Raw genomic sequence first — 23,978 nt, 5'->3', positions numbered from 1 at the left:
GCCGCAGGAGGAGGTACGGGGCGGTGTGTGGGGTTCTGTACTGTGAGGACGTGGGAAGAGCCGTTCGGGGGGACGGCCTTGCGTCCGCGTCACCAGTGCGCTCTCTGGCAGCCTGGCGGCGCTGGGCGATCTGGCCGGCGCTCATCGCAGCAGGGTTCGCCGCCGGAGAGCTGGCCGAGCCCGTGCTGCCCGCTCCGCACCTGCTCGCCCCGCTGCTGGCCGGTCTCGCTCTCGCCCTGACGGGTCTGACGACGCGCCAGGTCCCGCGCGCGGTCACCCAGGTGTGCCAGGCCGCTTTCGGCGTGCTGGTGGGCGGCTATCTCGACGCGCACAGCCTCTTCCAGACCGGTCCGGGGCTGATCCCGCTGGCCGTCGTGACCGTGGTCACCATCCTGCTCAGCCTGGGCGGCGGTGCCGTCATGACCCGGGTCGGCCACGTCGACCGGGCCAGCGCCATGCTCGGCATGGTGGCCGGGGGCTCGGCGGCGGTCGTCTCCACGGCCCGGGAGATGGACGCGGACGGGCGGGTGGTGGCCGTGCTGCAGTACCTGCGCGTCGCGATGGTCGCGGGGACTGCCCCCGTGCTGGCGCACTGGCTGCTGACCCCGGGCGCGATGTGGCCCCTGGCCGACGCTGATCATGAGATCGGGCCGGTGGTCACCGGCGGCCACCAGGGTTTGGGACTGGTCCTGCTGGCCTTGGTGGCGCTCGCCGGCACCTTGGTCGCGCGTGCCGTGCGCCTGCCGAGTCCCGCGCTCCTGGGGCCCATGCTGCTGACCGCCGCCCTCACCGCGAGCGGGGCCGTAGGGGGTTTCGCTCCCACGGGCGCCCTGCGTACCGTGCTGTTCACGATCATCGGGCTGGACATCGGCCTGCGGTTCACCCGCTCCGCCCTCGCGCACATCGGCCGTCTGCTGCCGCTCGCCGCCCTGTGCACGCTCGTGCTCAGCGGAGCCTGTGGGATCTTGGCATGGTTGCTCGCCCGGTTCGCGGACATCCCGATCAGTGACGCCTATCTGGCCACGACTCCCGGCGGCATCAACGCCGTTCTCGGCATCGCCGTGGCGAGCAACGCCGACGTGCCGTTGATCTCCGGCGTCCAGGGTCTGCGGCTCGTCATGATGCTCTTACTGGTGCCACTCCTCGTCCGGTTCGGCAGGTGGTCGTCCACGGCCCGGTGAGGGCGGTCGCCTCGCGCATCGTGCCGCGTGAGCCGGCGCGTGTCCCGGACCTTCCCGTACGAGCCTGGGTCTTCGACATGAGTGAAGCCGGGCGGCCTTGTCCGTTCTTGCCTACGGGATACTCGTCGGCGTATGCTCGCATGCGAGTAATCGTCGACAAGGGAGTGGGTGAGGGGCGTGCCGAAGCCGCGGAAGGTCGGCAACCTCATGGCGCTCGCCGTGCTGTCGGCCCTCACGCAGCGGCCGATGCACCCCTACGAGATCGCCACGGTGCTGCGCGGCTGGGGCAAGGACGACGACATGGAGATCAAGTGGGGGTCTCTGTACACGGTCGTCCGCAACATGGAGAAGCACGGGCTCATCGCGGCCGTCGAGAGCGTGCGCGAAGGCCGCCGGCCCGAGCGCACCGTCTACCGCATCACCGACTCCGGCCGTGAGGAGATGGTGGACTGGGCGCGCGAGCTGGTCTCGACCCCCGTGCAGGAGCGTCCGCGCTTCCGGGCGGGCCTGTCGGTGCTCGCCGTCCTGCATCCGGACGAGGCCACCCGCCTGCTGCGGCAGCGGCTGGACCTGCTCGATGACGGCATCGCCGCCGCGCGCGACGCGCTCACCCGGCACGCGCGGACCGTTCCGCGGCTGTTCCTGGTGGAGTCGGAGTACGACCTGGCTCTCCAGGAGGCGGAGGCCGCCTGGGTGCGTGCCCTGCTCACGGAGCTGACCTCGGGCACCTACCCCGGGCTGGACGTCTGGCGGACCGTGCACGAGACCGGCGTCATGCCGCCGGAGCTGACCGAGCTGGCGGAAGGGGCGGCCGGAGCACAGGAGTGACGACGGCCCCGGCACGGTGCTGCAACACCGCGCCAGGGCCTTTCACCTCGAAAGACCTCGAACCACACCTGGGCGGGCCCTCAGTCCGAGGCGGCAACCATGAGGATAGCCGGGTTCCTCCCAGGTGGGTTCGGGCTGCACGACAACCGAACCGATCATCAGGGAGAAGACCATGACCCAGGTCAAGACGGCGATCGTCATCGGCGGTGGCATCGCGGGACCGGTGGCCGCGCTGGCACTGCGGAAGGCCGGCATCGAGGCCACCGTCTATGAGGCGTACCCGAGCCCGGCCGACGGCATCGGCGGCACGCTGGCGCTCGCGCCGAACGGTGTCGCGGCGCTGAGCCCGCTCGGCGCGGACGAGGATGTGCGGGCGATCGGGACGCCGATCACCAGTCAGGTGCTGGCCGTGGGACGCAAGCGCGTCGCGCTGCCCGGCCTGGCCGGCGTGCCGCCGCTGCAGGTGGTGCACCGCGGTGAACTGTCCCGCGTCCTGCACGACCGGGCCGTCGTGGCCGGGGTGGCCGTCGAGTACGGGAGGCGGCTGGTGGACGCGCGGGAGGACGGATCGGGCGTCGTCGCCACGTTCGCCGACGGCGGCACCGCCCGCGCCGACATTCTGATCGGGGCCGACGGCATCCGGTCGGCCGTGCGTGGGCTCATCGACCCGCAGGCGCCCGGCCCGCGGTTCACCGGGCTGCTCGGCTTCGAGGCGGTGGCCCGGTACGACACCGGCGCCGAGCCCGGCACGATGACCTTCGCTTTCGGCCGCGGCGGCTACTACCTCTATTGGCCAGAGCCGGGCGGCGGCACGCGCTGGGGCGTCAACCTGCCCGGGGAACGGGAGATGAGCCTCACCGAGGCCCGCGCGGTGCCCGCGGACGAGTGGATGCGCAGGCTGCGCGACGCCTACGGGGACGACGACCCCGCAGGTGAACTGCTGCGGACCAGCGACGCCGGTGAACTCCGGGTCGTGGGAGCGCTGCACATCATGCCCAGCGTCCGGCACTGGTACCGCGGCCGCATGGTGCTGGTCGGCGACGCGGCGCACGCGCCGTCCAACAGCTCAGGGCAGGGCGCCTCGCTCGCACTGGAGAGCGCGGTGCAACTGGCCCGCTGCCTGCGCGACCTGCCCGACGTCCCGTCGGCGTTCGCCGCCTTCGAGCGGCTGCGGCGCGACCGGGTGGAGAAGGTCGCCGCCCGGGCCGCGCGGATCAACCGGACCAAGGCGCCCGGCGCGGTGGCCAGGGCGGTGATGCCGCTGCTCATGCCGCTCTTCGTGAAAGCGGCCATGAACCCGGAGAAGACCATCGGCCCCGAGCAGCGCTACCTGATCGACTGGGACGCCCCGGTGTCCGCCGACCCGGCCCTGCGCTGAGGCGACCCGCCCGGCTCCGCGTCCGACCCGCCCGGCTCCGCGCCTGACCCGCCGTGCGCCGAATACGACCCGCCCGCCTCTGCGCTCGACCTGCCCGGTTCCGCGCCTGATCTGCCTGGCTCCGCGGGCGGGCCGGGCCGGAGCCGGGAGCCGGCCAGCCGGTCCAGTAGCTCGCCGAGCAGCGCGTGTTCGCCGGGGGTCAGCCCGGCGGGCTCCTGCTCGATGAGCGCGCGCAGCGTCAGCGCGGCGTTCGCCCGGGTGGGCGCGCCGGCCGTCCCGGTGACCGCCGCTCCCGCCGCCGTGATCCGCGGGCCGGGTGACGACCGTGCGCCGTCGAGACGCAGGACGCCGGCCAGGGCCGCCTCGCGGACGCGGTCGGACAGGCCCAGATCGCGCGTGTCGCCGGGCTGGGTGATCAGGCTCAGAGTGACCCCGACGTTCGCGGCCAGGATCTGCTCGGCCGCGTCGTCCACGGTGACCGTGAGCAGTCCCTGACGGGCCGCGGCGGCCAGCAGGTCACGCAGCATGGCGTGCGCGGGCGCGGTGATGGCGCAGGGCTTGCCGGGCTCGACCCTTCCGTAGAGCAGTGCGTAGAAGGCCGGGTGCTCCAGCCCGTACCGCACGTGCCGGTCCCAGCCGGTACGGAGGCCGTCCACCGGGTCGCCTGAGGCGTCGGCCGGGTCCGGCGGCTGGACGTACTGGGTGAACCCGTGGTTGATCACCGCGTTGATCAGGCCCTGCTTGCTGCCGAAGTGGTGGTACAGCGTCGGGGCCTGCACCCCCGCGCGCTCGCACACGGCACGGGTCGACAGCGTGCGGTCGCCGGAGCTCTCCAGCAGTTCGGCGGCGGCCAGCAGTAGCCGATCGCGGGCGCCGCCGTCGCCCCGGGTCCGAGCTTTCATATCGCTATGTTAGCTTATGTAGCGCTATACGAAGTGCTATAGCGAATGTAGCGAGGGGTCGGCTCGACGGCGCCCTCCGGAAGGGGACTCTCATGCACACCACACTTCCCGGCGTGGTCGCCGGCTACTTCGAGGCGGACGCCCGCCACGACATCGACGCGTTCCTCGCGCTGTTCACCGAGGACGCCGAGGTCGTGGACGAAGGCCGCACCCACCACGGCACGGCGGAGATCCGCGCCTGGAAGCAGGACGCCGCGTCGCGGTACCAGTACACGGTCGAGGTGCTCGGCGCCGAGGCCCTCGGCGAGAACGCCGTCCTGGTCGCGGGCCGCCTGACCGGCGACTTCCCCGGCGGCGTCGCCGAACTGAAGTGGCGTTTCACTCTCGACGGCGACCGCGTCCACCGGCTGGAGATCGCGCCGTGAGCCCGCACCCGCACCTACGAGCACGGCCGTCCGCGGCGCGATCCGAGAAGAGAGACGCATGAAGACCTGGTTCATCACCGGCGGCACACCCGGCGGGTTCGGCATGACCTTCGCCGAGGCCGCGCTGGAGAACGGCGACCGCGTCGCGCTCACCGCGCGCCGGCCGCACGAACTGCGCGACTGGGTGGAGGAGCACGGCGATCGGGTGCTGGTCCTGCCGCTCGACGTGACCGACACCCGGCAGGTCCACGAGGCGGTCTCGGCCGCGGAGGCGCGGTTCGGCGGCATCGACGTCCTGGTCAACAACGCCGGCCGGGGCTGGTACGGCTCGGTGGAGGGCATGGACGAGGCCGCGGTGCGCAAGATGTTCGAGCTGAACTTCTTCGCGGTGCTGGCCGTGACCCGTGCCGTGCTGCCCGGGATGCGTGCCCGGCGCGCCGGGTGGATCGTCAACATGTCGTCGGTCGCGGGCCTCGCCGGCGTCACCGGCTTCGGCTTCTACAGCGCGGCGAAGTTCGCCGTCGAGGGGATGACGGAGGTGCTGCGCGAGGAGGTCGCGCCGCTGGGGATCAAGGTGCTCGCCGTCGAACCGGGGGCCTTCCGCACCCGGGCGTACGCGGGCTTCGCCGATGAGCCGGTCGCGGAGACCATCGAGGACTACCGGCCGATGCTGGAGGCCGTGCGGGCCGCGATGATCGACGAGGACGGCAGGCAGCCCGGCGACCCGCGCCGTGGCGTGTCGGCCGTCCTCGACGCGATGCGCCAGGACGATCCGCCCCGGCGTCTGGTGCTCGGCGGCGCGGGATACGACCGGGTGACCGAGCGGCTTTCGGGCATGCTCACCGAACTGCGGTCCCAGGAGGCCGTCTCGCGCGGCGCCGACTTCCCGCCCGGCCGGTGATCCGCCGGGCCCCCGGCACTCGCTGGACCGCTCCATCGTGAGCGGTCCAGCGGCGGTCCTGACGCCTTGACCAGGCAAGACGTGAATTTTGTCCTGTTTACACGTGCATGGTGTTGCATGTACCTTTGGTAGGCAGCGGCAGCTGTACCGATGGCCAGAGGCCTCGGGTTCGTTGCCGTTCGTTGCCCAGATCGCGTGCTTTCGGCGAGGACGACTCCCGCCGGGACGGCACGCCCGCCGAATCCGCCTCTCGCGGAACCGGGGACCCACATCCCGGGGTGAATCGGAGCGCCGGCCCCCAGAGGCGCGCCCGTAGGGTACTTTCCACCCGAACCCGTCAGCTCACCCGGTAGGCGTACGGAAGCAAGGAGCCAGCCCTTCATGCCCACCTACCGGTGTTCCTCGATCGTCCGCTCCGGCAAGAACCGGTCGACCCGCTCCGGCGCACGCCTGGGCCGCTCCCTCGTGCGGTTCCGCTCGGCCGTTGCCGGGATGACCCTGGTGGCGGCCGTAGCCGGGACCCTCGTGGCCGGCCCGGCACACGCGGCCGGGACCGTCCAGGCCGGCCTGGCGCACGCGGCGCCGCAGAACCACATCTACGGTCAGGACGTCTCCGAGTACGAGGCCGACCATGACTGGAACACCAGCCCGGCGCAGTTCGGCTTCATCAAGGCCACCGAAGGGCTGACCTTCCGCGACTCCGCGTTCGTCCGCCACTGGCGGGAACTCGCCAAGAAGGGCATCGTGCGCGGCGCCTACCACTACGGCCACCCGAGCAACGATCCCATCGCCGAGGCGAACTACTTCCTGTCCATGGTGAACTCCCAGCCGGTCAAGCGGGGCGACCTGCTGGTGCTGGACCTGGAGACGGCCGATGGCCTGCCGGTCGCCCGCGTCAACGCCTGGGCCAAGACCTGGCTGTCGTACGTCAAGGCCAAGACCGGTACCACGCCGTTGTTCTACAGCGGCTGGAACTTCGCCAACACCTACGGCCACGGCCTCGCCGACTACCCGCTGTGGGTGGCCTACTACGGCCGCTCCCCGGGCGACGTCACCCCGCCCGCCGACTGGAAGCGCTGGACCATCCACCAGTACACCGACGTCCCCGTCGACCAGAACGTCTCCGCGCTGACCCCGGCCCAACTCCGCGCCTTCGGCCGCCACTGACCCCCGCCTCCCCGACCGGCCCGGGACCGGACCTCCGGTCCCGGGCCGTGGCGCGCCCGCCCCGGACACAGGGGAGCCCAGGGAAACACGGCGCGTCACGAAGCCCCGGACACGGCGGCGCCGGCCGAAGCGGCGAGAATTTCGACAGCGGGGCCGAGTCGTGGCCGGGAGGACGGCACGCCGGGTTCGCCATCTCCTGCCGTGCGCGGCAGGAGCCCAATCCCTTCCTCGCCCGAAGGCGGGGTCTTCTCGGAGGTCATCTGATGAGAATCCTCGGCATGATCTCCGGCACCTCGCACGACGGCATCGACGTGGCCCTGGTCGGCTTCGACCCCGTCTCGGGCGGTGGCACGCTCAGTGGGGTGGTCGAGTTCACCGCCACCACGCCCTACGCCGCCGGGCTGCGCGCCCGCCTCGCCGCGGCGCTCCCACCGGCGGCCACCACCCTCGCCGAGGTGTGCGAGCTGGACACCCTGATCGGCCGGAGCTTCGCCGAGGCCGCCGCCACCGCAATCGACCGGGCCGGACCGGTCGACCTGATCGTCTCCCACGGGCAGACCGTGTTCCACTGGGTGGACGGCACGCGTGTCCACGGCACCCTGCAGATCGGGCAGCCCGCGTGGATCGCCGAGCGCACCGGGACACCCGTCCTGGCCGACGTGCGCGTCCGCGACATCGCAGCGGGCGGCCAGGGTGCTCCGCTCGTCTGCCTGCTCGACGCCCTCCTGCTCGGCGGGCACCTGGGCGGCGCGGTCGCGCTCAACCTGGGCGGGATCGCCAACATGACGGTCGTTCGCGGCCCCGGCGAGGTCACCGCGTACGACATCGGACCGGCGAACGCGCTGATCGACGCGGTCGTCGCGAGCCTAGGGCTGACCGCGCGCGGCTTCGACGAGGACGGACGTCTCGCCGCCTCCGGCACCGTGGACCAGAGCCTGCTCGCCGTCCTGCTCGACCACCCCTACTACCGGCTGCCCGCCCCGAAGAGCACCGGCAAGGAACTCTTCCACCTGGGCCACGTCGAGGAGGCCATGGCCAGGGCCGGCACCCGTCCCGGGGCCGCCGACCTGGTGGCGACCCTCACCGAACTCACCGTGCGCACGGTCGCCCGCGATGTCACGGCGACCGGCATCGGCCTTCTCGTCGTCTCGGGCGGCGGCTGCCGCAACCCCGTGCTCATGGCCGGGCTGCGCCGCGCACTCCGGGACGTGACCCTGCGGCTCAGCGACGACTACGGCGCGCCCGCCGACGACAAGGAGGCGATCGCCTTCGCCCTGATCGGCTGGCACACCGTGCACGGCCTGCCGGGGACGATCCCGGCGGGCACCGGAGCACGTGCTCCCCGCATCCTCGGCAGCCTCACCCCGGGTGCCGGGCCGTTCGCCCTGCCGGCCCCCGCACCTGAGGCGCCACACGCCCTCACCTTGCGCGCGGTCAGCCGGGACACGCCTCCCGGCACCCCCCGAATCGCCCGGCATCCGGCCGGGTGAACCCGCTCTCGGGCGTCCCGCGCAGGGCTTCGGACATCGCCTTCTTCCAGGCCGGGCCGGGGATCGACATGCCGTCCACCTGCGGATAGCGCCGACCGCCGATGGTGACGTCCCTCAGCGGGTGCAGGTAGGCGCCGCGCGGGTCACCGAGGTCGACGGCCGCGGCCAGACCGGGTGTGTAACCGGCGTATCCGGCGGTCATGAAGCCGTCCGACGAGCCGGGCATGCCCGCCGCCTCGCGGCCGATGCCCTTGAGCGGGCCGCCGGCGAGGACGCCCGACAGCACTCCGGTCACCGCGTCGGCGACCTCCGGGTCCAGGACCTGCTCGCAACGCGGCGGGAAGCTCCGCGTCGTACCGGCGGCGTCGCGGATCTCCGCGATCACTCTTGGCTCGCAGAAGCGGCCCCGGGCGGCGAAGGTCGCGTAGGAGTTGGCCACCGAGACCGGGTCCGTCTCGTTCACCCCCAGCGTGAACGTCTCCACCTCCAGCAGCGGCCGCCCATCGGTGCGCCTGAGCCCGAGCCGCTCGGCCATCGTGACGGTCTCGCACAGGCCGATCTTCTCCTGGAGCTGCAGGAAGAAGGTGTTCACGGCCTGCTCCGTGCCCCAGCGCAGGGTGGCGAACCGGTCGCCGACCGCCTTCCGATTGTGCGCGTAATGGTACGGATCTCCGACGTTCTGGTCCTTGCAGTTGCGGAACGACTGGTAGGTGCGGGCGCGGTAATCATCGGAGACGCGCAGCCCGTCGTCGTAGCGCAGACCCGCGGCGAGCGCGGCGGCCAGGGTGTAGGGCATCGCCGTCGTGCCCTGCTGGAAGCCTCGCTCGCCGGCGGCACCCTCCTCGCCCGAAGCGGTCTCGGCCACCCCGCCGCCTCCGGCTTCGACCAGGGCCCGGACGGTCCCCTCGCCGGGCACGACCATCGCCATGACGGCGAGCTGCGGGTCGTCACGGTGGACGTAGGCGTCGATGGCCCGCTGAGCGGCCTGCTGGAACCGCGGGTCGATCGTCGTCCGGATCGTCAGGCCGGTGCGGGTGAGCGCCGCCGGGTCCTCGGCGAGCAGGTGCCGTCGGACGTACCGGCAGAGGTCGCGGTGCGCGCTGCCCGCGCAGTCGCCGGAGAACTCCTCGATGACGGCGCCCTCGGCGTCCAGCAGCACACTGGTGCGCGCCGCAGGGGAAGCCGCGGATGCCGACGGGGAAGCGGAGGCCGCGGTCGTGACGCCCGAGGCCGCGCCCATCTCGTCCGGGCCGCCGCCCGGCGGGACCCGCAGGAACAGCAGGACCGCCACCAGTACGCCCACCACGGCGACACCGAGAACGACCAGTAATGCCTTCATGCGGAGACCTCCTCGGCGGGCGGCCGGCGGTGAAGCGGGAAGCCCGACCCGTGAGGGCCGGAAATCCCGTCGTGCACGAGGCGAGGAAGTCGACACTGCGCCTTGGATCCACCCGAGCCTATGCCGGATCACCCGTCCACGGGCATGCCGCCGCCGGGTTCACCCGGGCCGCCGGGCGGTCACTTCGCCTGGGCGAGCCAGTGGGCGTCGGGGCCGGCCGGGAAGCGCAACTGGCCGGTCGTGTCGTGCACGGCTCGCCACACCGTCTCGGCGACGTCGTTCTCCGTGGTGAACAGGTCCTGGCCCGCGAAACCGTCCATGGCCTGCTTCGCCCACTCCGCGTACGGCGCGGGGACCAGCTCGTCCAGGGGCCCGCCGCTCGTCGCCTTGGCCGCGAAGTCCGTCGTCAGGCACGCGCCCGGCTCGACCGTCTTCGCCCGTACACCGAAGGGCGCGAGCTCGAGCGCGAGGGACGCGGTGAACCCCTCGATGGCCATCTTGCTCGCCTTGTAGACCGCCGAGAGCGGCATGTGCCCCAGCACCACGCTGGAGGTCACGTTCACCACCACGCCGGAGCCGCGCTCGCGGAAACCGGGAAGCACCGCCTGCGTGGTCGCCATCACGCCGAACGTGTTGGTCTCGAACACCTCCCGCACACGCGACATGGGCGGGCGGTCTCCCGCCCGTATCCGGACGAGGTGCCGGTGATCAGGATCGTCTGCATGGTGCGTCCTTCGCGACGTGGTGGGATCCGCGGCCGGCAGGCACTTTCCTGCTCCGCGGAAGAATCGGTGATCCCATTCCATCGCCTTGACCTGCGTGGATAGTAGAACCATCCTCGCTTCCTCTTGCACGATCCTCCACCTCCGCCCGGCTCGGCTCAGGGCAGGACGCTCACGGGGGTGCGTACGGCGTCCCGCAGGCGGGTGGCGTCCCGGCTCGGTGGCGCGCCGAACAGGCGGCGGTACTCCCGGCTGAACTGCGACGGGTTGTCGTAGCCGACGCGCCGGCCGACGCCGGTGACGTCGCCGGGCCGGGTGGCGAGCAGCAGCCGGGCCTCCTGCAGCCTGATCTGCTTCTGGAACTGGATGGGGCTCATCGCGGTCACCGCCTGGAAGTTGCGGTAGAAGGCGGAGGCGCTCATGCCGCACAGGCGTGCCACGTCCTCGACCCGGAACGGCTCGGCGTAGTGCTCGCGGATCCAGCGCACGGCCCGCGAGACGTGGCTGAGGCCGCTGTCGGCCAGGCCGAGCTGGCGCACCGTCGCCCCCTGTTCGCCGGTGATCAGACGCCACAGGATCTCGCGTTTGACCAGCGGGGCCAGCACGGCGCGGTCACGGGGCTCGTCGAGCAGGCGCAGCTTCAACGCCACCCTGACCGCCAGGCCCGGAATGGGCGACCGGCTCGTCGAGCTGCTGCTGACCGGACTGGACGAGGGCAGCCCCGGGGCGAGCGAACACTGCGTCGTCTACCTCGTCTCCCGTTCCGCGTCCGACCCCGACGTCGTACACGTCACCGAGGGCTGGATCAGCGAGGAGGACCACCACCGGATCTTCGCCGGCGAGGCAGCCCAGGCCATCGTGGCGCGGATCGGCGGACTGCTCGCCAAGGAGTCCGAGTACACCGACTACGTACCGGTCCGCGGCAAGGCCGCCTTCTAAGCCCGAGGCCTACGAGTCCACGGCCTTCCGAGTCCACGGCCTTCCGAGTCCACGGCCTTCCGAGTCCGCGGGCCGTCTGAATCCGCGGCGAGCCCCCTTCCGAGCAACCCCGGTTCGTTCCCCGCCCCCTCGCACCATCCTCCGAAAGGCGCTGGCCGGCGACCTGTCGGGCCTGCCGACCACCTACGTCGACACCGGCTCCGCCGAGGTCTTCCGGGACGAGGACGCCGAGTACGCCACCCGCATCTGGGCGGCCGGTGGCCAGGCCGAACTGCACGTCTGGGCGGGCGGCTTCCACGGGTTCGACGCGCTGTACCCGCAGGCGCACATCTCGGCAACGGCCCGGCGAACCCGCACCGACTGGCTCGCCCGCGTCCTGACCCCCACCCCGTCGCCTGACGCGGTCGTTCAGGCGGCGTCGTAGGCTGGCCGCGGAACATGAGGCGGAGGAGTGGCGTGCCCCCTACCGAGCGGTGGCGCTCCGTGCGGCGCTACCTGAACGAGCACCGCCACGACCTCGCGGCCGTCGCGGCGGAGCTCTACCCCGGGGTCGACCGGGTCGCCGGCACCCCGTTGCTGGGCCGTGCCGACTGGTCGCCCGCCGAACCGATCGAGCTGACGGCCCTGCGTCCGGCCTGGTCCCCGGACGCCCGGCCCCCGGCCGTCACCGGCACGGAGGCCAAGGCGTGGCCCATCTGCGCGGGTCACTCCTCCTACGCGGCGGCCATGGCCGCCATCGATCCGCCGCGGCTGTTCGAGAACCGGTCCAGTTACCGGCTGCTCGACGTCGCTCTCGGCGAACGGCGGATGCGGTACGGCCCGGCCGCCTACTTCGACGGGGTGAACGTGGGCGAGGCCGTCGCGCACGAGCTGGCCGAGCAGGTGCGGCGTGGTCTGCGGCCGGGCCTGGCGGAGCTGCCCCTGCGGGCGTCGGTCGGCGATCCGACGCTGTTGTCGCGCCGTCCGGTGCTGCCGGCCATCAGCATGCTGACCCTGCGCCGCGACGCATGGCGGGGCGAGCTGACGTTCGTCCTGCACTGGCGTGACCCCGCCCGGGTCGCGCACGGCGGCGGCCTCTACCAGGTCATGCCGGTCGGGGTGTTCCAGCCGGCCGACGAAGGTGCGCGGGCGCGAGAACGCGATCTCGACCTGTGGCGGTGCGCCGTCCGGGAGTACAGCGAGGAGTTCCTGGGGACCGCGGAGGACTACGGCGAGGCGTTCGACTACGAGGAATGGCCGTTCTACCGGTCGCTGACCGAGGCGAGAGATCGGGGCCTGGTGCGCTCGTACGTGCTGGGCATGGGGGTGGACCCGCTGACCTTCGCCACCGATCTGCTCGCGGTCACCGTGCTGGACGCGCCGGTGTACGACGACATCTTCGCGGGCCTGGTCGAGGTCAACCCCGAGGGACGGGTGGTGGCGCACGGCGCGCGAGGTTTCCCGTTCGAGCGGGACGTCGTGGAGCGCCTGACCTCCAGGGAGCCGATGCAGGCCGCCGGCGCGGCCGTCCTCGCGCTCGCCTGGCGCCACCGCGACCTCCTGCGGTCCTGACGCGCCGGCGTTCTGGAGGGTTTCGGATGCGTCGACGAGCAGTGGCCGACCGCGAGAGGACGCGGTCGGCCATGCGTCATGGCGCGGTGCCGCTCAGCCGATCCGGTTCAGCCGCCACTGCAGGTTGGGGCTGGTGTCCGTCCTCCACTGCTTGAGCGACGATCCCTCCGGCACGTTGCCGCCGCTGTCGAGCGCGAGGCCGCTCGCGCGGTTGACGATGTTGTAGACGCCGTCGCCCACCGCGGACAGCTGGAACTGCTGCTGCGGGCTGCCGGTCCAGGCCGACTGCTTCACGAACGATCCGGACTGTCCGCCGGCGCCGTCGATGACCAGCCCGGTGGCCGGGTTCTCCAGCCGGACGAAGCCGTCCTCGGTCTCGACGATCCGCCATGTCTGCGTCGCGCCGCCGTCCACCTTCCGAAGCTGCGGCGAGGAGCCGGCGGTGGGCGTCGCGCCGGTGTCGACGGCGAAACCGTTGGTCACGTTCTGGACCACGAACGGCCGGCTGAAGTCGCGGCCCACCTTCAGCGATCCCGCCTTCAGGTGCCCCTGCACGGTCGGTACGTCAGCCGTGTAGGTGGTCGGGGTGCCCTGGAAATCGTCCTGCGGGTAGGCGGTGACCTGGTATCCGTCGGCGACCCGCAGCGATGAGATCTTCTTCGCCTTGACGCCGAGCTCCTTCAGGTCGGCGGTGGTGTAGTCGCCGGGCTTCAGCACGGCGCTGTGGCCGACGTAGCCCGCCCGCTCGTAGACCGACGCGCCGTCGCTCGGCTCCGGGGCCGGAATCGTGCCGCGGAAGGTGAGCTTCAGAACGTAGGCCGCCGACTCGACCGGCTTCTGCGCCGGGAGGGTGACGTGCAGGGCCTCCGCGGACTGCTGATGGTCCACGTCGATGTACGACCCCTGCGACGCGCCCAGCAGCTGCACCTTGCTGAGCTTGTCCAGATTCATCCGGTCGCCGCCCAGGGTGGCGATGTCCAGGGTGGCGCCGTCACCGGGCCAGCCCAGGACGGTGGCGTACAGGACGTTGTCCTTCTTGTTCCTGGTGAATCGGATGTCCTTGGCGGTGCCGACCCGGGGCGTGCTGAAGATCCCGCCGCCCATCTTCGTCGGCCCCTCGCCGTAGACGTCCCAGGCGCGGGTGGAGTAGATCGACTCGCCGTTCCGCTTCAGGTAGGCGCCGATGTCGAGCAGGACGGCTCGCTGCTTGTCGGGGATCTCACCCTCGGCGGTGGGCGAGATGTTCAGCAGCATGTTGCCGTTCTTGCTGACCCGGTCGATCAGGGCGTGCAGCATCTGCGGGGAGGAGTAGTAGCCGATGCCGTCGGTGTAGCTCCAGCTGCTGCTGCTGATCGCGTCGTCGGTGAGCCAGTAGGGGGTGGTGATGTCCGCCGGGCCGCCCCGCTCCCAGTCGGCCACCTGACCGTTGGTGTTGAACCCGGAGTCGAAGTGCTTGAAGGTGGTGACGACCTCCTTGTTCCACTTCTCGGCCTGGTTGTAGTAGTACGCGAGGAATTTCAGCCGCTGCTGTTCGTCCACCATGCAGGGCGAGGTCGCCTCGTGGCACCAGCCCGGGCTGTTCAGTGAGAAGTCCTGCCAGATGATGTCCGGCTTGGCCTCGTCCACCACCTCCTTGAGCTTGTCGAACCAGAGCTGGTCCTCCTGCTCGCGCGGGAGCTGGCCGTAGAGCTTCTGCAGGCTCGGGTCGGTCTGCTTCGGCGCGGGGTAGTAGAAGCCGTTGTAGTTGAAGGCGTGGTGCATCGACACCAGCAGCTTCATGTCCTGCTTGCGGATCGCCGTGGAGAACAGCTGCAACAGGTCCAGCTTGGGACCCTTGGCGACGGAGTTCCACTCGTTGACCTTGCTGTCCCACATCGAGAACCCGTCGTGGTGCTCGGCGACCGGGCCGGAGAACTTCGCTCCGGCGTCGCGGAACAGCTTCGCCCACTCGTCAGGGTCGAACTTGCCGCCCTCGGACGTCAACTTCGGGGCGAACTGGACGTGGTTGCCGTTCTTGTCGGTGCCCCCGTTGATGAACCTGTCGTAACCCCATTCCGCCGGATTCCCGTAGGTCGCGATGTGGTGCTGGTTCTCGCGGCTCCCGGAGCGGTACATGTCGCGGCCGTACCACTCGCTGCCGAAGGCCGGGGTGCTGAACGCCCCCCAGTGGAAGTAGATCCCGAACTTCGCGTCCTTGAACCACTCCGGCGCCGCCGGGTGCTGGTTCACCGAGTCCCAGGTGGCCTCGTAGCGCGTCACCGCGCTGGGGGCCGGCTCGTCGGCCGCCGCCGGGACGGGCGGTGTGAGTGCGGCGGTGACGATGGTCGCGATTCCGATGGCGGACAGTCCTGGCAGTGACCTGATTCTGGCAAGCCCCATACCCTCTCCTCGGGAGGTCCGGAAAGCAGGATGCCGATCCAACATCCAAGATTCACCCGATGTTAGGTAGCCAAAATTGGCTCGTCAACCACCAAAACAGGGCAATCGACAACTATCTAGCTTTAGACATCCGATGAACGTAGGATCTGGTCGACCCGACGTTTCGGACAAGCGGCCAAGGAGGCGGTGCAGCGATCCTGCGCGCGAGCAGGGAGAGAACGGACGCCCGCGAATCGGGCGGAGGGCAGGTGCGGGAGACGGGTGTGGTGGTGGCCGAGCATGCTTCGCGGCGGCCGGCGCGGTTCGCCGCGGAGGTAGGACGCGGGTGTTCCGCACGGCCCGAACGGCGCGGGATCGCATGGACTCCTGAACTGAAAGTTGCACGGGCCGCTCGGCGTCAGCGCAGGTCACCCGGTCACCGCCGATCGCTCGCTTGACCGGAGGCCGCAGGGGAACGCACGCTCCGCGGGACTCAGTGCGTTCTTTCGCGCACCCGCCCTCCAAGGAGTTCACATGCCTGGCCCGCTTCCCCGCCGCCGTGCCGGCGTGGCGTTGCTCGCCGCCACGGCGCTGGCCGCGGCGTTGATGACCGGGGTCACGGTCGACCCCGCGTCGGCCGCCACCTCCGCGAGCGTGACTGTTAGCGCTAACAACAGCCGGGGTACGATCCCCGCCGCCGGGCACGGCGTCAACGTCGCCGTCTACGACGGGAACATGAACCACTCGTCCATATCGGGCCTGCTGCGCAACGCCGGCTTCACGGCGGTGCGCTACCCCGGCGGGTCCTACGGCGACATCTACCACTGGAAGACCCACACCACCGAAGGCGGGTACGTCGCCCCCGGCACCGAGTTCGACACCTACATGAACACGGTCCGGTCGGCCGGCGCGCAGGCGGTGGTCATCGCGAACTACGGCACCGGCACCGCCCAGGAGGCGGCCGACTGGGTGCGGTACGCCAACGTCACCAAGGGATACGGCGTCAAGTACTGGGAGATCGGCAACGAGGTCTACGGCAACGGCCACTACGGGTCGGGCTGGGAGCAGGACAACCACGCGGACAAGAGCCCCCGGGCGTACGCGAACAACGTCCTGCAGTACATCTCGGCGATGAAGGCCGTGGACTCCTCGATCAAGATCGGCGTCGTGCTCACCACGCCCGGCGGCTGGCCCGACGGCATCGTCGGCTCGGGGGACAGCGCCGACTGGAACAACACCGTCATGTCCATCGTCAAGGACAAGGCCGACTTCGCGATCGTCCACTGGTATCCGGGCGCCTCGTCGGCGGCCGACAGCCTGAACAAGGTGTCGCAGATCTCGACGATCACCAGCACGGTCCGCTCCCTGATCAGCAGGTACGCCGGGAGCAGTGCCTCCTCCATCGGCATCGCGGTCACCGAGATGAACCCGAGCTACCAGCTCAACAGCGCCACCGCCGCGCTGTTCGCCGCCGACAGCTCGCTGACCTGGTTCGAGAACGGCGCGATCAACCTGGACTGGTGGAACCTGCACAACGGCACCAGCCAGAGCCCCGGCCGCAACGACGACGGGACCACCGACTACCACGACGAGGGCATCCTGTCCTCCGGCGCCTCCGGGGAGCCGGCGGCCAACACCCCGTTCCCGACGTACTACGGCCTGGCCATGGTCGGGAAGGCCGGATCGCCGGGCGACACCCTCGTGCAGGCGTCCTCGTCCAACTCGCTGCTGTCCGCGCACGCGGTGAAGACCGCCACCGGCCTGAACGTCGTGCTGGTCAACAAGGACCTGAACAACTCCACCACGGTCTCGCTGTCCTACTCCGGGTTCTCGCCGTCCGGCAGCCCGACCGTCGTGCAGTGGCAGAAGGGTGCGACCTCGATCAGCACCACCACGGGGTCCTCGGCGACGTCGATCACCCTCCCGCCGTACTCCATCACCGTGCTGAAGGCCGGCTCGGGCGGCTCCAACCCCTCGCCCAGCCCGTCCCCGAGCCCGTCGCCCACCCCCTCACCGAGCTCGAGCCCGTCGCCGTCCCCGTCCCCGTCCCCGTCCCCTGGGCAGGGGTGCAGCGCGGCCTACCGGGTGACCAACTCCTGGCCGGGCGGCTTCCAGGGCGAGGTCACCGTCACCGCGGGCCGGGCGATCAACGGCTGGACGGTGGGCTGGACCTACACGGGCGGCCAGACGATCAGCCAGCTCTGGAGCGGCACGCTGAGCCAGTCCGGGGCCGCGGTCACCGTGAAGAACGCGAGCTACAACGGCGCGCTTGGCGCGGGCGCGTCCACCACGTTCGGCTTCACCGCCAACGGGACCGGCGGCGTCCCGTCTCCCATCACCTGCACCGCGACCTGACCCGGCGCAGGTGAGCCCGGGCCCCGCCGCCGCCGACCCGCGGCGCGGGGCCCCGGCCTTTCCCCGGTACGCGGCCATGGCCGGCACCTAGGCGGCCCGGTCGGCCTCCAGTAAGGACGATATGAGCTGGTCACGGGCCCGGGCCACCCGGGAGCGGATGGTGCCCACCGGGCAGCCCATCACCTCGGCGGCCTCGGCGTAGGGAAGGCCGACCACCTGGGTGAGGACGAACGCCGTGCGCCGGTCGCTCGGCACCTTGTCCAGCAGGTCCGCCAGGGCCACGCTCTCCTCGGCTCCCAGCATTCCCCGGGGCTGGCAGCGTTCCGCGGCGACGCGCCAGTCGGCCAGGTCGGCGATGACCGGTCGTGCCGCCGCGGCGCGGAACCGGTCCACGACGACGCGCCGCACGATGGACAGCAGCCACGTGCGCGCGGACGATCGTCCGGCGAACCCCGGCAGGCTGCGCAGCACGCGCACGAACGTCTCCTGGGTGAGGTCCTCCGCGGACTGCGGATCCGTCAGGTAGGTGAGGAACCGCTGCACGTCCGCGTAGGCGGCACGGGTGAAGGCTTCGACGTCTCCGGGCCGGCCCTTCCGCGCGGCCAATGCCAGTGACGTCAACCGCTGGTCGTCGGTGTTCCGGTCGGTGCGGGAGCCAGAGGTCATGGTGTTGGTTCCTTGGGGTCGCGGGTGACGTGCCGGGCGCACCGGCGACGGCCTGGGCGCGGGCGACGACGGGCACGGCCGGGAGCGGTGCCCGTGGAGCTGTGCGCACGAGGTCCCGGACCGTCGCCGGGCAGGGCGGACGGACGCCGCGCGGTGCCGCGGGCGCCGGTACACCGGTGGGCCGGCCGGCGCGAGAAGGAGCGTCAGCCGGCGGTGGGCCGCACCGGGGGGCCGCGGCGGTGGAGGGCCGGGAGGATGTCCGCCACGGGGCACAGCCATGGCTCCCCGGCCCCCAATGGCGAGGGCGGGGGAAGGAAGGCCGTGGCGACGCAGGGGAGGAGCCACGACAGCGCGGGGAAGGGCATGCGCCAGAGACGAAGCATGAGCCATGCGGCGCTCTCGCCCCGGTACAGCCACCAGCCGGTGATCGCCGCGAGCGTCAGGTGGAGCAGCGTCATGCCGAAGGTCAGGTGGCCGTGCCGCGGGCCCGCCACGACGGTCATCGGCACGGACGTCGCGGCGAACAGCTCGTGCAGGGCGATCTGCGCGCCCATCGACGCGGCCAGCACGACCTCGGGCCCGCGTTCCCGCCCGTTCAGCGTGTAGGCGAGGCCCAGCGCGCCGAGCGTTCCCATGACGACCATGTCCGGGCGTATCGGCGCTCCGCCGGCGAAGGTGTGTCCGGCCGACGAGATGACGACGCACACCGTCGCGAAGACGGCGGCCCTTACCAGGCGCAGGATGCGGTCCTCGGCCGACACGACCTCCATGGTTTCAGCCGCGAATGCCGATGAGAAGGGCGGCGGGCGGGGTTTCGGCGCCGTTCACGCGACCGGCCGCTCCCGCTCGGGCCGGGAAGGACAGGGGCGGCGATCCCACCGCATGGCCGACCAGGGCATTTCCAGGTCCGCCAGAGAGTGGATCTCCTTGGGCGTCAGCTTCGACACCTCCAGCGCCTCCCGGTGGCGGGCGAAGACCCGGTCGACGTAGCGATGCCCGGTGTCGGCGCCGATCAGCAGGTGGGTCCGGTCGCGTGCGCGCGCGGCGAGCCATCCCGCGACGAGATAGGCGGCGCCGGTGGACAGACCGGCGAACACGGCGTGGTCGCGCATGAGCGCGACCGTTCCGGCCATGGCGTGCCGGAAGTCGAGCCAGTGGACGGCGTCGTACAGTTCGTGGCGGACGTTGTCGAACGGGATCGAGCTGCCGATGCCGGCGATGATCGCCTCGGGGTCGTCGAAGTGCTCACTGCCGAAGGTGACGCTGCCGAACGGCTGCAGCCCCACGAGTTCCACCTGCGGAACGCGGCGACGCAACGACTCGGCGAGACCACCGGTCGAGGCGCCCGAACCGACTCCGCCGACGATGGTGAGCCCGTCCACGCCGAGCTCGCCGGCGACCAGGTCGGCGAACTCCGCGTAGCCCAGGTAGTGGACGTCGTCGTGGTACTGCCGCATCCAGTGCACGTCCGGCCGTTCCGCCATGAGCCGGCGCACCCGCCGTACGCGGGCCTCCTGATCCAGCCGCAGCGACGATGACGGGGGCATCTGCTCCACCGTCGCGCCGAGGATCTCCAGTTGGGCGCGGACCGCGGCGTCCACGGTGGTGGAGGCGATGATGTGGCAGCGCATCCCGTAGCGGTGGCAGGCCAGGGCCAGGGAGGTGGCGTAGATGCCGCTGGAGCTGTCGACGAGGGTCTGCCCGGGGGTGATCTTCCCCTGTTCGAGCAGGTGGCGTACGGCGGCGAGCGCCGAGTAGATCTTCAGCGTCTCGAACCTGGCCAGCACCAGGTTCGGCCCGAGCCGCACCAGGTGCGGCGTCTTGAGTGCCTCGGCGATGTGGTCACGCACCGCCATAGCCGCCCCAGGCGAACGAGCACTGGTGGCCCAGCTCCCGGAAGAACGCCGACAGGTCGTCCATCCGCGACCGGGCGAGGCGCCGGGTGAACAGGTAGCCGATGACACCCCCGGTGTGGGCGACGAAGACGCCGTCCGCGCCGAAGTGGGCGCGGTTGGCGGCGACGGCCTCGTAGGTCTCCTTGGGCAGGACCTGCTGGGACAGGCCGGCGCTGACGGTGGCGGCCCGGGCGACCGCGGCGGCGTCCCCGGTCCGGAAGCCCCGCAGCATCTCCGCGAGGCACGCCTCGTAGGAGTGGCGGTGGGCCCGGTAGTGCCGCAGCAGCGCCGGGGTGACCGCACAGGTGTCCACGACGCCGGCCTCCACCACCGAGCAGGTGTGGAAGCCCACCGAGGTGCCGAGGCCCTCCACGACCTGGTGCCGATCGCTGAGGTACAGCGCGAAGTCGTCGAGGAAGACGCTGTCGGCCCGCTCGATGCGGGCCAGGACGCCGGTCACCACCTCCTGGTCGTAGGGCAGTCCGAAGAACTGGAACAGCGTCCGGAGCGTGGCGACGATGTCGGCCGTGGAGCTGGCCATCCCGGCGCCGACGTCGAGCTCGCTGTGCCGGCTCCAGCGCCCGGGAGGCAGCCGGAGGCCGTACCGGCGCAGGAACAGCCGGGCGGCCCGTGCCGCCTTGGGCATCGCCGGGACCGGGTCGGGATCACCGTCGCCTTCCGCGAAGTACGCCCAGGCGTAGCGGTCGACCGGGAAGGAGATCAGTCCGATGCTCTCCCTCCCGTGATAGGTGACCGGCCCCTGGAACAGCTCGCCGAGCGTGCCGTTGCACACTCCTCCGGCGGTGCGGACGTTCACCCTGGTGGCCCGGGTGGTGACCGATGACCTTCGGGGCGACACCGGCATGGCTCACCGGCCGATCGAACGCAGGTAGGCGGCGAACTCCTCCGCGGCCGCGACGTTGCGCGGGCCGCTGACCGCCGCGCCGTAGTCCAGCACGAAGTAGTGGCGGTCCCGGACGGCCGGCACCGAACGCAGCGCCGGAGCGGACTCCAGGAACGCGCGCTTGGCCGCGAGCGGCTGGTCGCCGTAGTCCACGATGATGATCACCCCAGGTCTGGCGGCCACGACCGGCTCCCAGCCGACCGTCGTCCATCCCTTGGCCAGGGTGTCCATGACGTTGCGCCCGCCGGCCGCCTCGATGATGGCGGTGGGCGAGGCGTACTTCCCGGCGGTGTAGGGCTGGTCGGTGCCCGAGTCGTACACGAACACCCGCGGCGGCGCGGCCCCCGCGGGCCGGGACCGCTTCAGCGCGTCGATGCGCCCGCGCAGCCCGGCGACGACGGATCGCGCCTTCTCCTCGACGCCGAAGATCTTCCCGAGGTTGCCGAGGTCGGTGTACACCGACTCCATGGGAGGCACCGGCTTCATGTCCCCGTAGCCGAAACAGCTCTCGCTCTGCACGTAGCTGTGCACGCCGACCTGCTGGAGCAGCTTCGGGGTGATGCCCCGGTCCTCGCTGAAGCCGCCGCCCCAGTAGGACATCACCCAGTCGGCCTTGGCGTTCACCACGATCTCCTTGCTGATCCGCCCGTTGCCGAGCCGCGGGACCCGCCGGTAGTCGTCCCGCCACGGCGACTTCGCGATCGCGTTGTCGAAGAGGGTGTTCATCACGTAGCCCTGCATCCGCCCCGCCAGCCCAAGAGCGAACATCTTCTCGATCGCGCTGACGTCGTAGGCCACCGGCCGCCGCGGGCGCGGGTAGGTGACCTGCTCGCCGCAGTTGGTGATGGTGACCGGTGCGGGGGCGGCGTCGGCGCGGGGCCGCACGTTCGCACCGCACCCGGCGGCGAGCACTCCCGCGGCCAGGAACGCGGCCAGGAACGGGGCCGGCGTCCGGCGGAGTCGGGAACCCCTCATGGGCGGATACCTTTCGCGATGGCGTCGCCGGTGGGCCCGGCGTCGTCGTGGCCGTCGGCGGCCGTACCGGCCGGGGTGGTGAGGTCGTAGAGCAGTTGCGTCGCGCCGGTCCGCGGGTGGCGCACGACCGTGGCGTCCACGCCGAACACCCGCCGGACCAGTTCAGGGGTCAGCACGTCGGCGGGGCGCCCGGTGGTCACGAGCCGTCCGCCGGACAGGAGACCGAGCCGGTCGCAGGTCGCGGCGGCGAGGTTGAGGTCGTGCAGCGCGACGAGCACGGTCAGCCCGCAGGAGCGCAGCAGCGTCACGAGTTCCACCTGGTGGCGTACGTCGAGGTGGTTGGTCGGCTCGTCCAGGACCAGCACGCGGGGCTGCTGCACGAGAGCACGGGCGATCAGCACCCGCTGCCGCTCACCGCCGGACAGGGTCAGCACGCCGCGTCCGGCCAGGTGGCCGACATCCACGCGGGCCATCGCCCGCCGGCACAGTTCGCGCTCCTCCCGGCTGAGGGCCCGGCTGTGCGGCAGGTGCGGGGTACGGCCGAGCGCCACCACCTCCTCGACGGTGAAGTCCAGCTCGCCGTGGCTCTCCTGGGTGAGCGCGGCGATGACCCGGGCGCTGTCGCGGAGCGTCATCGCGGCCAGGTCGGCGCCGTTCAGCAGCACGGCTCCGGCCGTCGGGCGCAGCGCGCGGTAGACGCAGCGGAGCGTGGTGGACTTCCCGCTCCCGTTCGGGCCGATCAGGCCGACCACCTCGCCGGCGCCGACGTCGAGGCGGAGTTCGCGGACCAGTGCCCGGCCGGCGACCTCGACCGACACCCCGTCCAGGCGCAGCTCCATCTACCGTCCCCCGAACAGGTAGCCGTGGCGGCGCAGGAGGGCGATGAACACCGGCACCCCCACCAGCGCCGTGACCACCCCGAGCGGAAGCTCCTGCGGGGAGAAGAACGTCCGCGAGGCGATGTCGGCCCACACCATGAAGCACCCGCCGGCCAGCGGCGCGACCGCCAGCACCCGGCGGTGGCCGGAGCCGACGAGCATCCGCACCAGGTGCGGCATCACCAGGCCGACGAAGCCCACCGCGCCGCTGACCGCCACCAGCAGGCCGGTGACCACCGAGGTGAGGACGAACATCCACCGGCGGGTGGCCATCGCGTCGACGCCCAGGCTCGCCGCGGTCTCGTCCCCCATCGACAGCACGTCCAGGGCCCTGGCGTGGCGGAGCAGCACGACGACACAGCACAGCACCCCGGCCGCTGCGGGCGGCAGCGAACCCCACGTGGCCGCGCCGAGGCTGCCGAGCAGCCAGAACAGCACCGTGGCCGCCGCCTGGTAGTTGGGGGACAGGAACACGACGAGGCTGGTCACCGCCTGGAAGCCGTAGGCCAGGGCGATTCCGGTGAGCACCAGCCGGAGCGGGGTCAGGCCGGCCCGGCCGCGCGCGGCGAGGTAGACCAGCACCGAGGCGCCGAGCGCGCCCAGCAGGGCGGCGGCCGAGACCGCGTAGATGCCGAGCCCGGCGAACAGGCCGAACACGACGACCGCGGAGGCGCCCACCGACGCGCCGGAGGAGATGCCGAGCACGAACGGGTCGGCCAGCGCGTTGCGCACCATCGCCTGGACGGCCACGCCGACGACGCTGAGCCCGGCGCCCACCAGTACGGCGAGCAGCACGCGGGGCACGCGGACCTGCCAGATGATGCTGTAGGCGGGCACCTCGTCGGCGTTGATCGTCCCGCCGGTGACGGCGGCGCCGACGTACCGCGCCACCTGGTCCAGCGGGATCACCGTCGGGCCGAGCGCGACCCCGGCCATGACCGTCACGAGCAGCGCGGCGGCCGACAGCACCAGGGCGGACACCAGGCGGCCGCGTCCGCCGCGCCGGGAACCCCGGTCATCCGGTTCCGCGTCCGCGACGACGGGAGGCATGGCAGACCCCGGAACGGAGTTCACGTCCGGTGTCATCGCCGTGTTCCCTTCGGCCGCCGTCGCCTCACCAGTCG

General features: G+C 71.7%; 22 protein-coding genes, 1 pseudogene and 1 riboswitch. Of the genes and pseudogenes, 11 read left to right on the top strand and 12 right to left on the bottom strand.

Features of this window, described 5'->3' with window-relative positions; genetic code table 11:
- Positions 1 to 95 precede the first annotated feature (95 nt).
- From IEY93_RS08390 to IEY93_RS08380, 3 genes are all read left to right on the top strand, one after another.
- Positions 96 to 1,181, top strand: a complete 1,086-nt coding sequence (locus IEY93_RS08390; protein WP_203968430.1) for an AbrB family transcriptional regulator — start codon at positions 96 to 98, stop codon at positions 1,179 to 1,181.
- Between the two features lie 177 nt (positions 1,182 to 1,358).
- Positions 1,359 to 2,009: a PadR family transcriptional regulator gene (locus IEY93_RS08385; RefSeq protein ID WP_189162389.1), complete on the top strand. Its 651-nt coding sequence runs from the start codon at positions 1,359 to 1,361 to the stop codon at positions 2,007 to 2,009.
- A 172-nt stretch (positions 2,010 to 2,181) separates the two neighbouring features.
- Positions 2,182 to 3,387, top strand: coding sequence for an FAD-dependent monooxygenase (locus tag IEY93_RS08380; protein ID WP_189162388.1), 1,206 nt, complete (start codon positions 2,182 to 2,184; stop codon positions 3,385 to 3,387).
- Here the strand turns inward: IEY93_RS08380 and IEY93_RS08375 are convergent.
- Positions 3,336 to 4,289, bottom strand: coding sequence for a TetR/AcrR family transcriptional regulator (locus IEY93_RS08375; protein ID WP_189162387.1), 954 nt, complete (start codon positions 4,287 to 4,289; stop codon positions 3,336 to 3,338). The genes IEY93_RS08380 and IEY93_RS08375 overlap by 52 nt on opposite strands.
- Positions 4,290 to 4,381: 92 nt before the next feature.
- On the opposite strand from IEY93_RS08375, the gene IEY93_RS08370 reads away from it, so the two are divergent.
- The 4 genes from IEY93_RS08370 to IEY93_RS08355 all read left to right on the top strand — a co-directional run bounded on the left by IEY93_RS08370 (position 4,382) and on the right by IEY93_RS08355 (position 8,272).
- A complete protein-coding gene (locus IEY93_RS08370; protein WP_189162386.1) occupies positions 4,382 to 4,714 on the top strand; it encodes a nuclear transport factor 2 family protein in 333 nt (110 codons plus the stop codon).
- A 58-nt stretch (positions 4,715 to 4,772) separates the two neighbouring features.
- On the top strand, positions 4,773 to 5,615 hold the full coding sequence (locus IEY93_RS08365; RefSeq protein WP_189162385.1) for an oxidoreductase: 843 nt from the start codon (positions 4,773 to 4,775) through the stop codon (positions 5,613 to 5,615).
- 225 nt (positions 5,616 to 5,840) lie between these two features.
- A riboswitch (cyclic di-AMP (ydaO/yuaA leader) is annotated at positions 5,841 to 5,986 on the top strand.
- A gap of 10 nt (positions 5,987 to 5,996) precedes the next feature.
- The gene (locus tag IEY93_RS08360) at positions 5,997 to 6,782 is read left to right on the top strand and encodes a glycoside hydrolase family 25 protein (protein ID WP_189162384.1); all 786 of its coding nucleotides are present in this window, start codon (positions 5,997 to 5,999) and stop codon (positions 6,780 to 6,782) included.
- 263 nt (positions 6,783 to 7,045) lie between these two features.
- On the top strand, positions 7,046 to 8,272 hold the full coding sequence (locus IEY93_RS08355) for an anhydro-N-acetylmuramic acid kinase (protein ID WP_189162383.1): 1,227 nt from the start codon (positions 7,046 to 7,048) through the stop codon (positions 8,270 to 8,272).
- Here the strand turns inward: IEY93_RS08355 and IEY93_RS08350 are convergent.
- From IEY93_RS08350 to IEY93_RS08340, 3 genes are all read right to left on the bottom strand, one after another.
- Positions 8,217 to 9,611, bottom strand: a complete 1,395-nt coding sequence (locus IEY93_RS08350) for a PBP1A family penicillin-binding protein (RefSeq protein WP_189162382.1) — start codon at positions 9,609 to 9,611, stop codon at positions 8,217 to 8,219. The genes IEY93_RS08355 and IEY93_RS08350 overlap by 56 nt on opposite strands.
- Before the next feature lie 179 nt (positions 9,612 to 9,790).
- Positions 9,791 to 10,276: an SDR family NAD(P)-dependent oxidoreductase gene (locus IEY93_RS08345; protein ID WP_203968429.1), complete on the bottom strand. Its 486-nt coding sequence runs from the start codon at positions 10,274 to 10,276 to the stop codon at positions 9,791 to 9,793.
- A 215-nt stretch (positions 10,277 to 10,491) separates the two neighbouring features.
- Complete coding sequence (locus IEY93_RS08340) at positions 10,492 to 10,983, bottom strand: helix-turn-helix domain-containing protein (RefSeq protein ID WP_229690971.1); 492 nt, start codon at positions 10,981 to 10,983, stop codon at positions 10,492 to 10,494.
- 19 nt (positions 10,984 to 11,002) lie between these two features.
- Between IEY93_RS08340 and IEY93_RS08335 the strand changes: the two genes are divergently transcribed.
- From IEY93_RS08335 to IEY93_RS08325, 3 genes and pseudogenes are all read left to right on the top strand, one after another.
- Complete coding sequence (locus IEY93_RS08335; protein ID WP_189162381.1) at positions 11,003 to 11,272, top strand: putative quinol monooxygenase; 270 nt, start codon at positions 11,003 to 11,005, stop codon at positions 11,270 to 11,272.
- A gap of 148 nt (positions 11,273 to 11,420) precedes the next feature.
- A pseudogene (locus IEY93_RS08330) lies at positions 11,421 to 11,696 on the top strand (alpha/beta hydrolase); the annotation flags it as partial.
- A gap of 32 nt (positions 11,697 to 11,728) precedes the next feature.
- On the top strand, positions 11,729 to 12,823 hold the full coding sequence (locus tag IEY93_RS08325) for a transcriptional regulator (RefSeq protein ID WP_189162380.1): 1,095 nt from the start codon (positions 11,729 to 11,731) through the stop codon (positions 12,821 to 12,823).
- A gap of 93 nt (positions 12,824 to 12,916) precedes the next feature.
- On the opposite strand, the gene IEY93_RS08320 is transcribed toward IEY93_RS08325, so the two are convergent.
- Positions 12,917 to 15,202, bottom strand: a complete 2,286-nt coding sequence (locus tag IEY93_RS08320; protein WP_189162379.1) for an alpha-L-fucosidase — start codon at positions 15,200 to 15,202, stop codon at positions 12,917 to 12,919.
- 513 nt (positions 15,203 to 15,715) lie between these two features.
- Here IEY93_RS08320 and IEY93_RS08315 point away from each other — a divergent pair.
- A complete protein-coding gene (locus tag IEY93_RS08315; RefSeq protein WP_189162378.1) occupies positions 15,716 to 17,536 on the top strand; it encodes a cellulose binding domain-containing protein in 1,821 nt (606 codons plus the stop codon).
- Between the two features lie 87 nt (positions 17,537 to 17,623).
- Here the strand turns inward: IEY93_RS08315 and IEY93_RS08310 are convergent, their stop codons facing one another.
- The 7 genes from IEY93_RS08310 to IEY93_RS08280 form a co-directional block, all read right to left on the bottom strand.
- Positions 17,624 to 18,202, bottom strand: coding sequence for a sigma-70 family RNA polymerase sigma factor (locus IEY93_RS08310; RefSeq protein WP_189162377.1), 579 nt, complete (start codon positions 18,200 to 18,202; stop codon positions 17,624 to 17,626).
- A 203-nt stretch (positions 18,203 to 18,405) separates the two neighbouring features.
- Entirely contained in the window at positions 18,406 to 18,963 is a 558-nt protein-coding gene (locus IEY93_RS08305; RefSeq protein ID WP_229690970.1) for a hypothetical protein, read from the bottom strand.
- A 63-nt stretch (positions 18,964 to 19,026) separates the two neighbouring features.
- Positions 19,027 to 20,052, bottom strand: coding sequence for a pyridoxal-phosphate dependent enzyme (locus IEY93_RS08300; RefSeq protein WP_203968437.1), 1,026 nt, complete (start codon positions 20,050 to 20,052; stop codon positions 19,027 to 19,029).
- Positions 20,045 to 20,956, bottom strand: coding sequence for a GHMP family kinase ATP-binding protein (locus IEY93_RS08295; RefSeq protein WP_203968428.1), 912 nt, complete (start codon positions 20,954 to 20,956; stop codon positions 20,045 to 20,047). The genes IEY93_RS08300 and IEY93_RS08295 overlap by 8 nt, the downstream gene beginning before the upstream one ends.
- A 9-nt stretch (positions 20,957 to 20,965) precedes the next feature.
- Entirely contained in the window at positions 20,966 to 21,976 is a 1,011-nt protein-coding gene (locus tag IEY93_RS08290; protein ID WP_189162373.1) for an ABC transporter substrate-binding protein, read from the bottom strand.
- The gene (locus tag IEY93_RS08285; RefSeq protein ID WP_189162372.1) at positions 21,973 to 22,815 is read right to left on the bottom strand and encodes an ABC transporter ATP-binding protein; all 843 of its coding nucleotides are present in this window, start codon (positions 22,813 to 22,815) and stop codon (positions 21,973 to 21,975) included. The genes IEY93_RS08290 and IEY93_RS08285 overlap by 4 nt, the downstream gene beginning before the upstream one ends.
- Positions 22,816 to 23,940, bottom strand: a complete 1,125-nt coding sequence (locus IEY93_RS08280; RefSeq protein WP_268241545.1) for a FecCD family ABC transporter permease — start codon at positions 23,938 to 23,940, stop codon at positions 22,816 to 22,818.
- Between the last annotated feature and the right edge of the window lie 38 nt (positions 23,941 to 23,978).

The sequence above is a fragment of the Sphaerisporangium melleum genome, from assembly GCF_014646695.1.
In the GTDB taxonomy this organism is placed as follows: domain Bacteria; phylum Actinomycetota; class Actinomycetes; order Streptosporangiales; family Streptosporangiaceae; genus Sphaerisporangium; species Sphaerisporangium melleum.
The sequence above is the reverse complement of the archived record's forward strand: the minus strand, read 5'-3'. Positions and strand labels throughout refer to the sequence as shown.

What these genes read in the sequence shown, in the direction of transcription:
- IEY93_RS08380 (WP_189162388.1), top strand. Translation starts at nt 2,182, where the DNA reads ATGACCCAGGTCAAGACGGCGATCGTCATCGGCGGTGGCATCGCGGGA.
- IEY93_RS08375 (WP_189162387.1), bottom strand. Translation starts at nt 4,289, where the DNA reads ATGAAAGCTCGGACCCGGGGCGACGGCGGCGCCCGCGATCGGCTACTG.
- IEY93_RS08370 (WP_189162386.1), top strand. Translation starts at nt 4,382, where the DNA reads ATGCACACCACACTTCCCGGCGTGGTCGCCGGCTACTTCGAGGCGGAC.
- IEY93_RS08365 (WP_189162385.1), top strand. Translation starts at nt 4,773, where the DNA reads ATGAAGACCTGGTTCATCACCGGCGGCACACCCGGCGGGTTCGGCATG.
- IEY93_RS08360 (WP_189162384.1), top strand. Translation starts at nt 5,997, where the DNA reads ATGCCCACCTACCGGTGTTCCTCGATCGTCCGCTCCGGCAAGAACCGG.
- IEY93_RS08355 (WP_189162383.1), top strand. Translation starts at nt 7,046, where the DNA reads ATGAGAATCCTCGGCATGATCTCCGGCACCTCGCACGACGGCATCGAC.
- IEY93_RS08350 (WP_189162382.1), bottom strand. Translation starts at nt 9,611, where the DNA reads ATGAAGGCATTACTGGTCGTTCTCGGTGTCGCCGTGGTGGGCGTACTG.
- IEY93_RS08345 (WP_203968429.1), bottom strand. Translation starts at nt 10,276, where the DNA reads ATGTCGCGTGTGCGGGAGGTGTTCGAGACCAACACGTTCGGCGTGATG.
- IEY93_RS08335 (WP_189162381.1), top strand. Translation starts at nt 11,003, where the DNA reads ATGGGCGACCGGCTCGTCGAGCTGCTGCTGACCGGACTGGACGAGGGC.
- IEY93_RS08320 (WP_189162379.1), bottom strand. Translation starts at nt 15,202, where the DNA reads ATGGGGCTTGCCAGAATCAGGTCACTGCCAGGACTGTCCGCCATCGGA.
- IEY93_RS08315 (WP_189162378.1), top strand. Translation starts at nt 15,716, where the DNA reads ATGCCTGGCCCGCTTCCCCGCCGCCGTGCCGGCGTGGCGTTGCTCGCC.
- IEY93_RS08310 (WP_189162377.1), bottom strand. Translation starts at nt 18,202, where the DNA reads ATGACCTCTGGCTCCCGCACCGACCGGAACACCGACGACCAGCGGTTG.
- IEY93_RS08290 (WP_189162373.1), bottom strand. Translation starts at nt 21,976, where the DNA reads ATGAGGGGTTCCCGACTCCGCCGGACGCCGGCCCCGTTCCTGGCCGCG.
- IEY93_RS08285 (WP_189162372.1), bottom strand. Translation starts at nt 22,815, where the DNA reads ATGGAGCTGCGCCTGGACGGGGTGTCGGTCGAGGTCGCCGGCCGGGCA.
- IEY93_RS08280 (WP_268241545.1), bottom strand. Translation starts at nt 23,940, where the DNA reads ATGACACCGGACGTGAACTCCGTTCCGGGGTCTGCCATGCCTCCCGTC.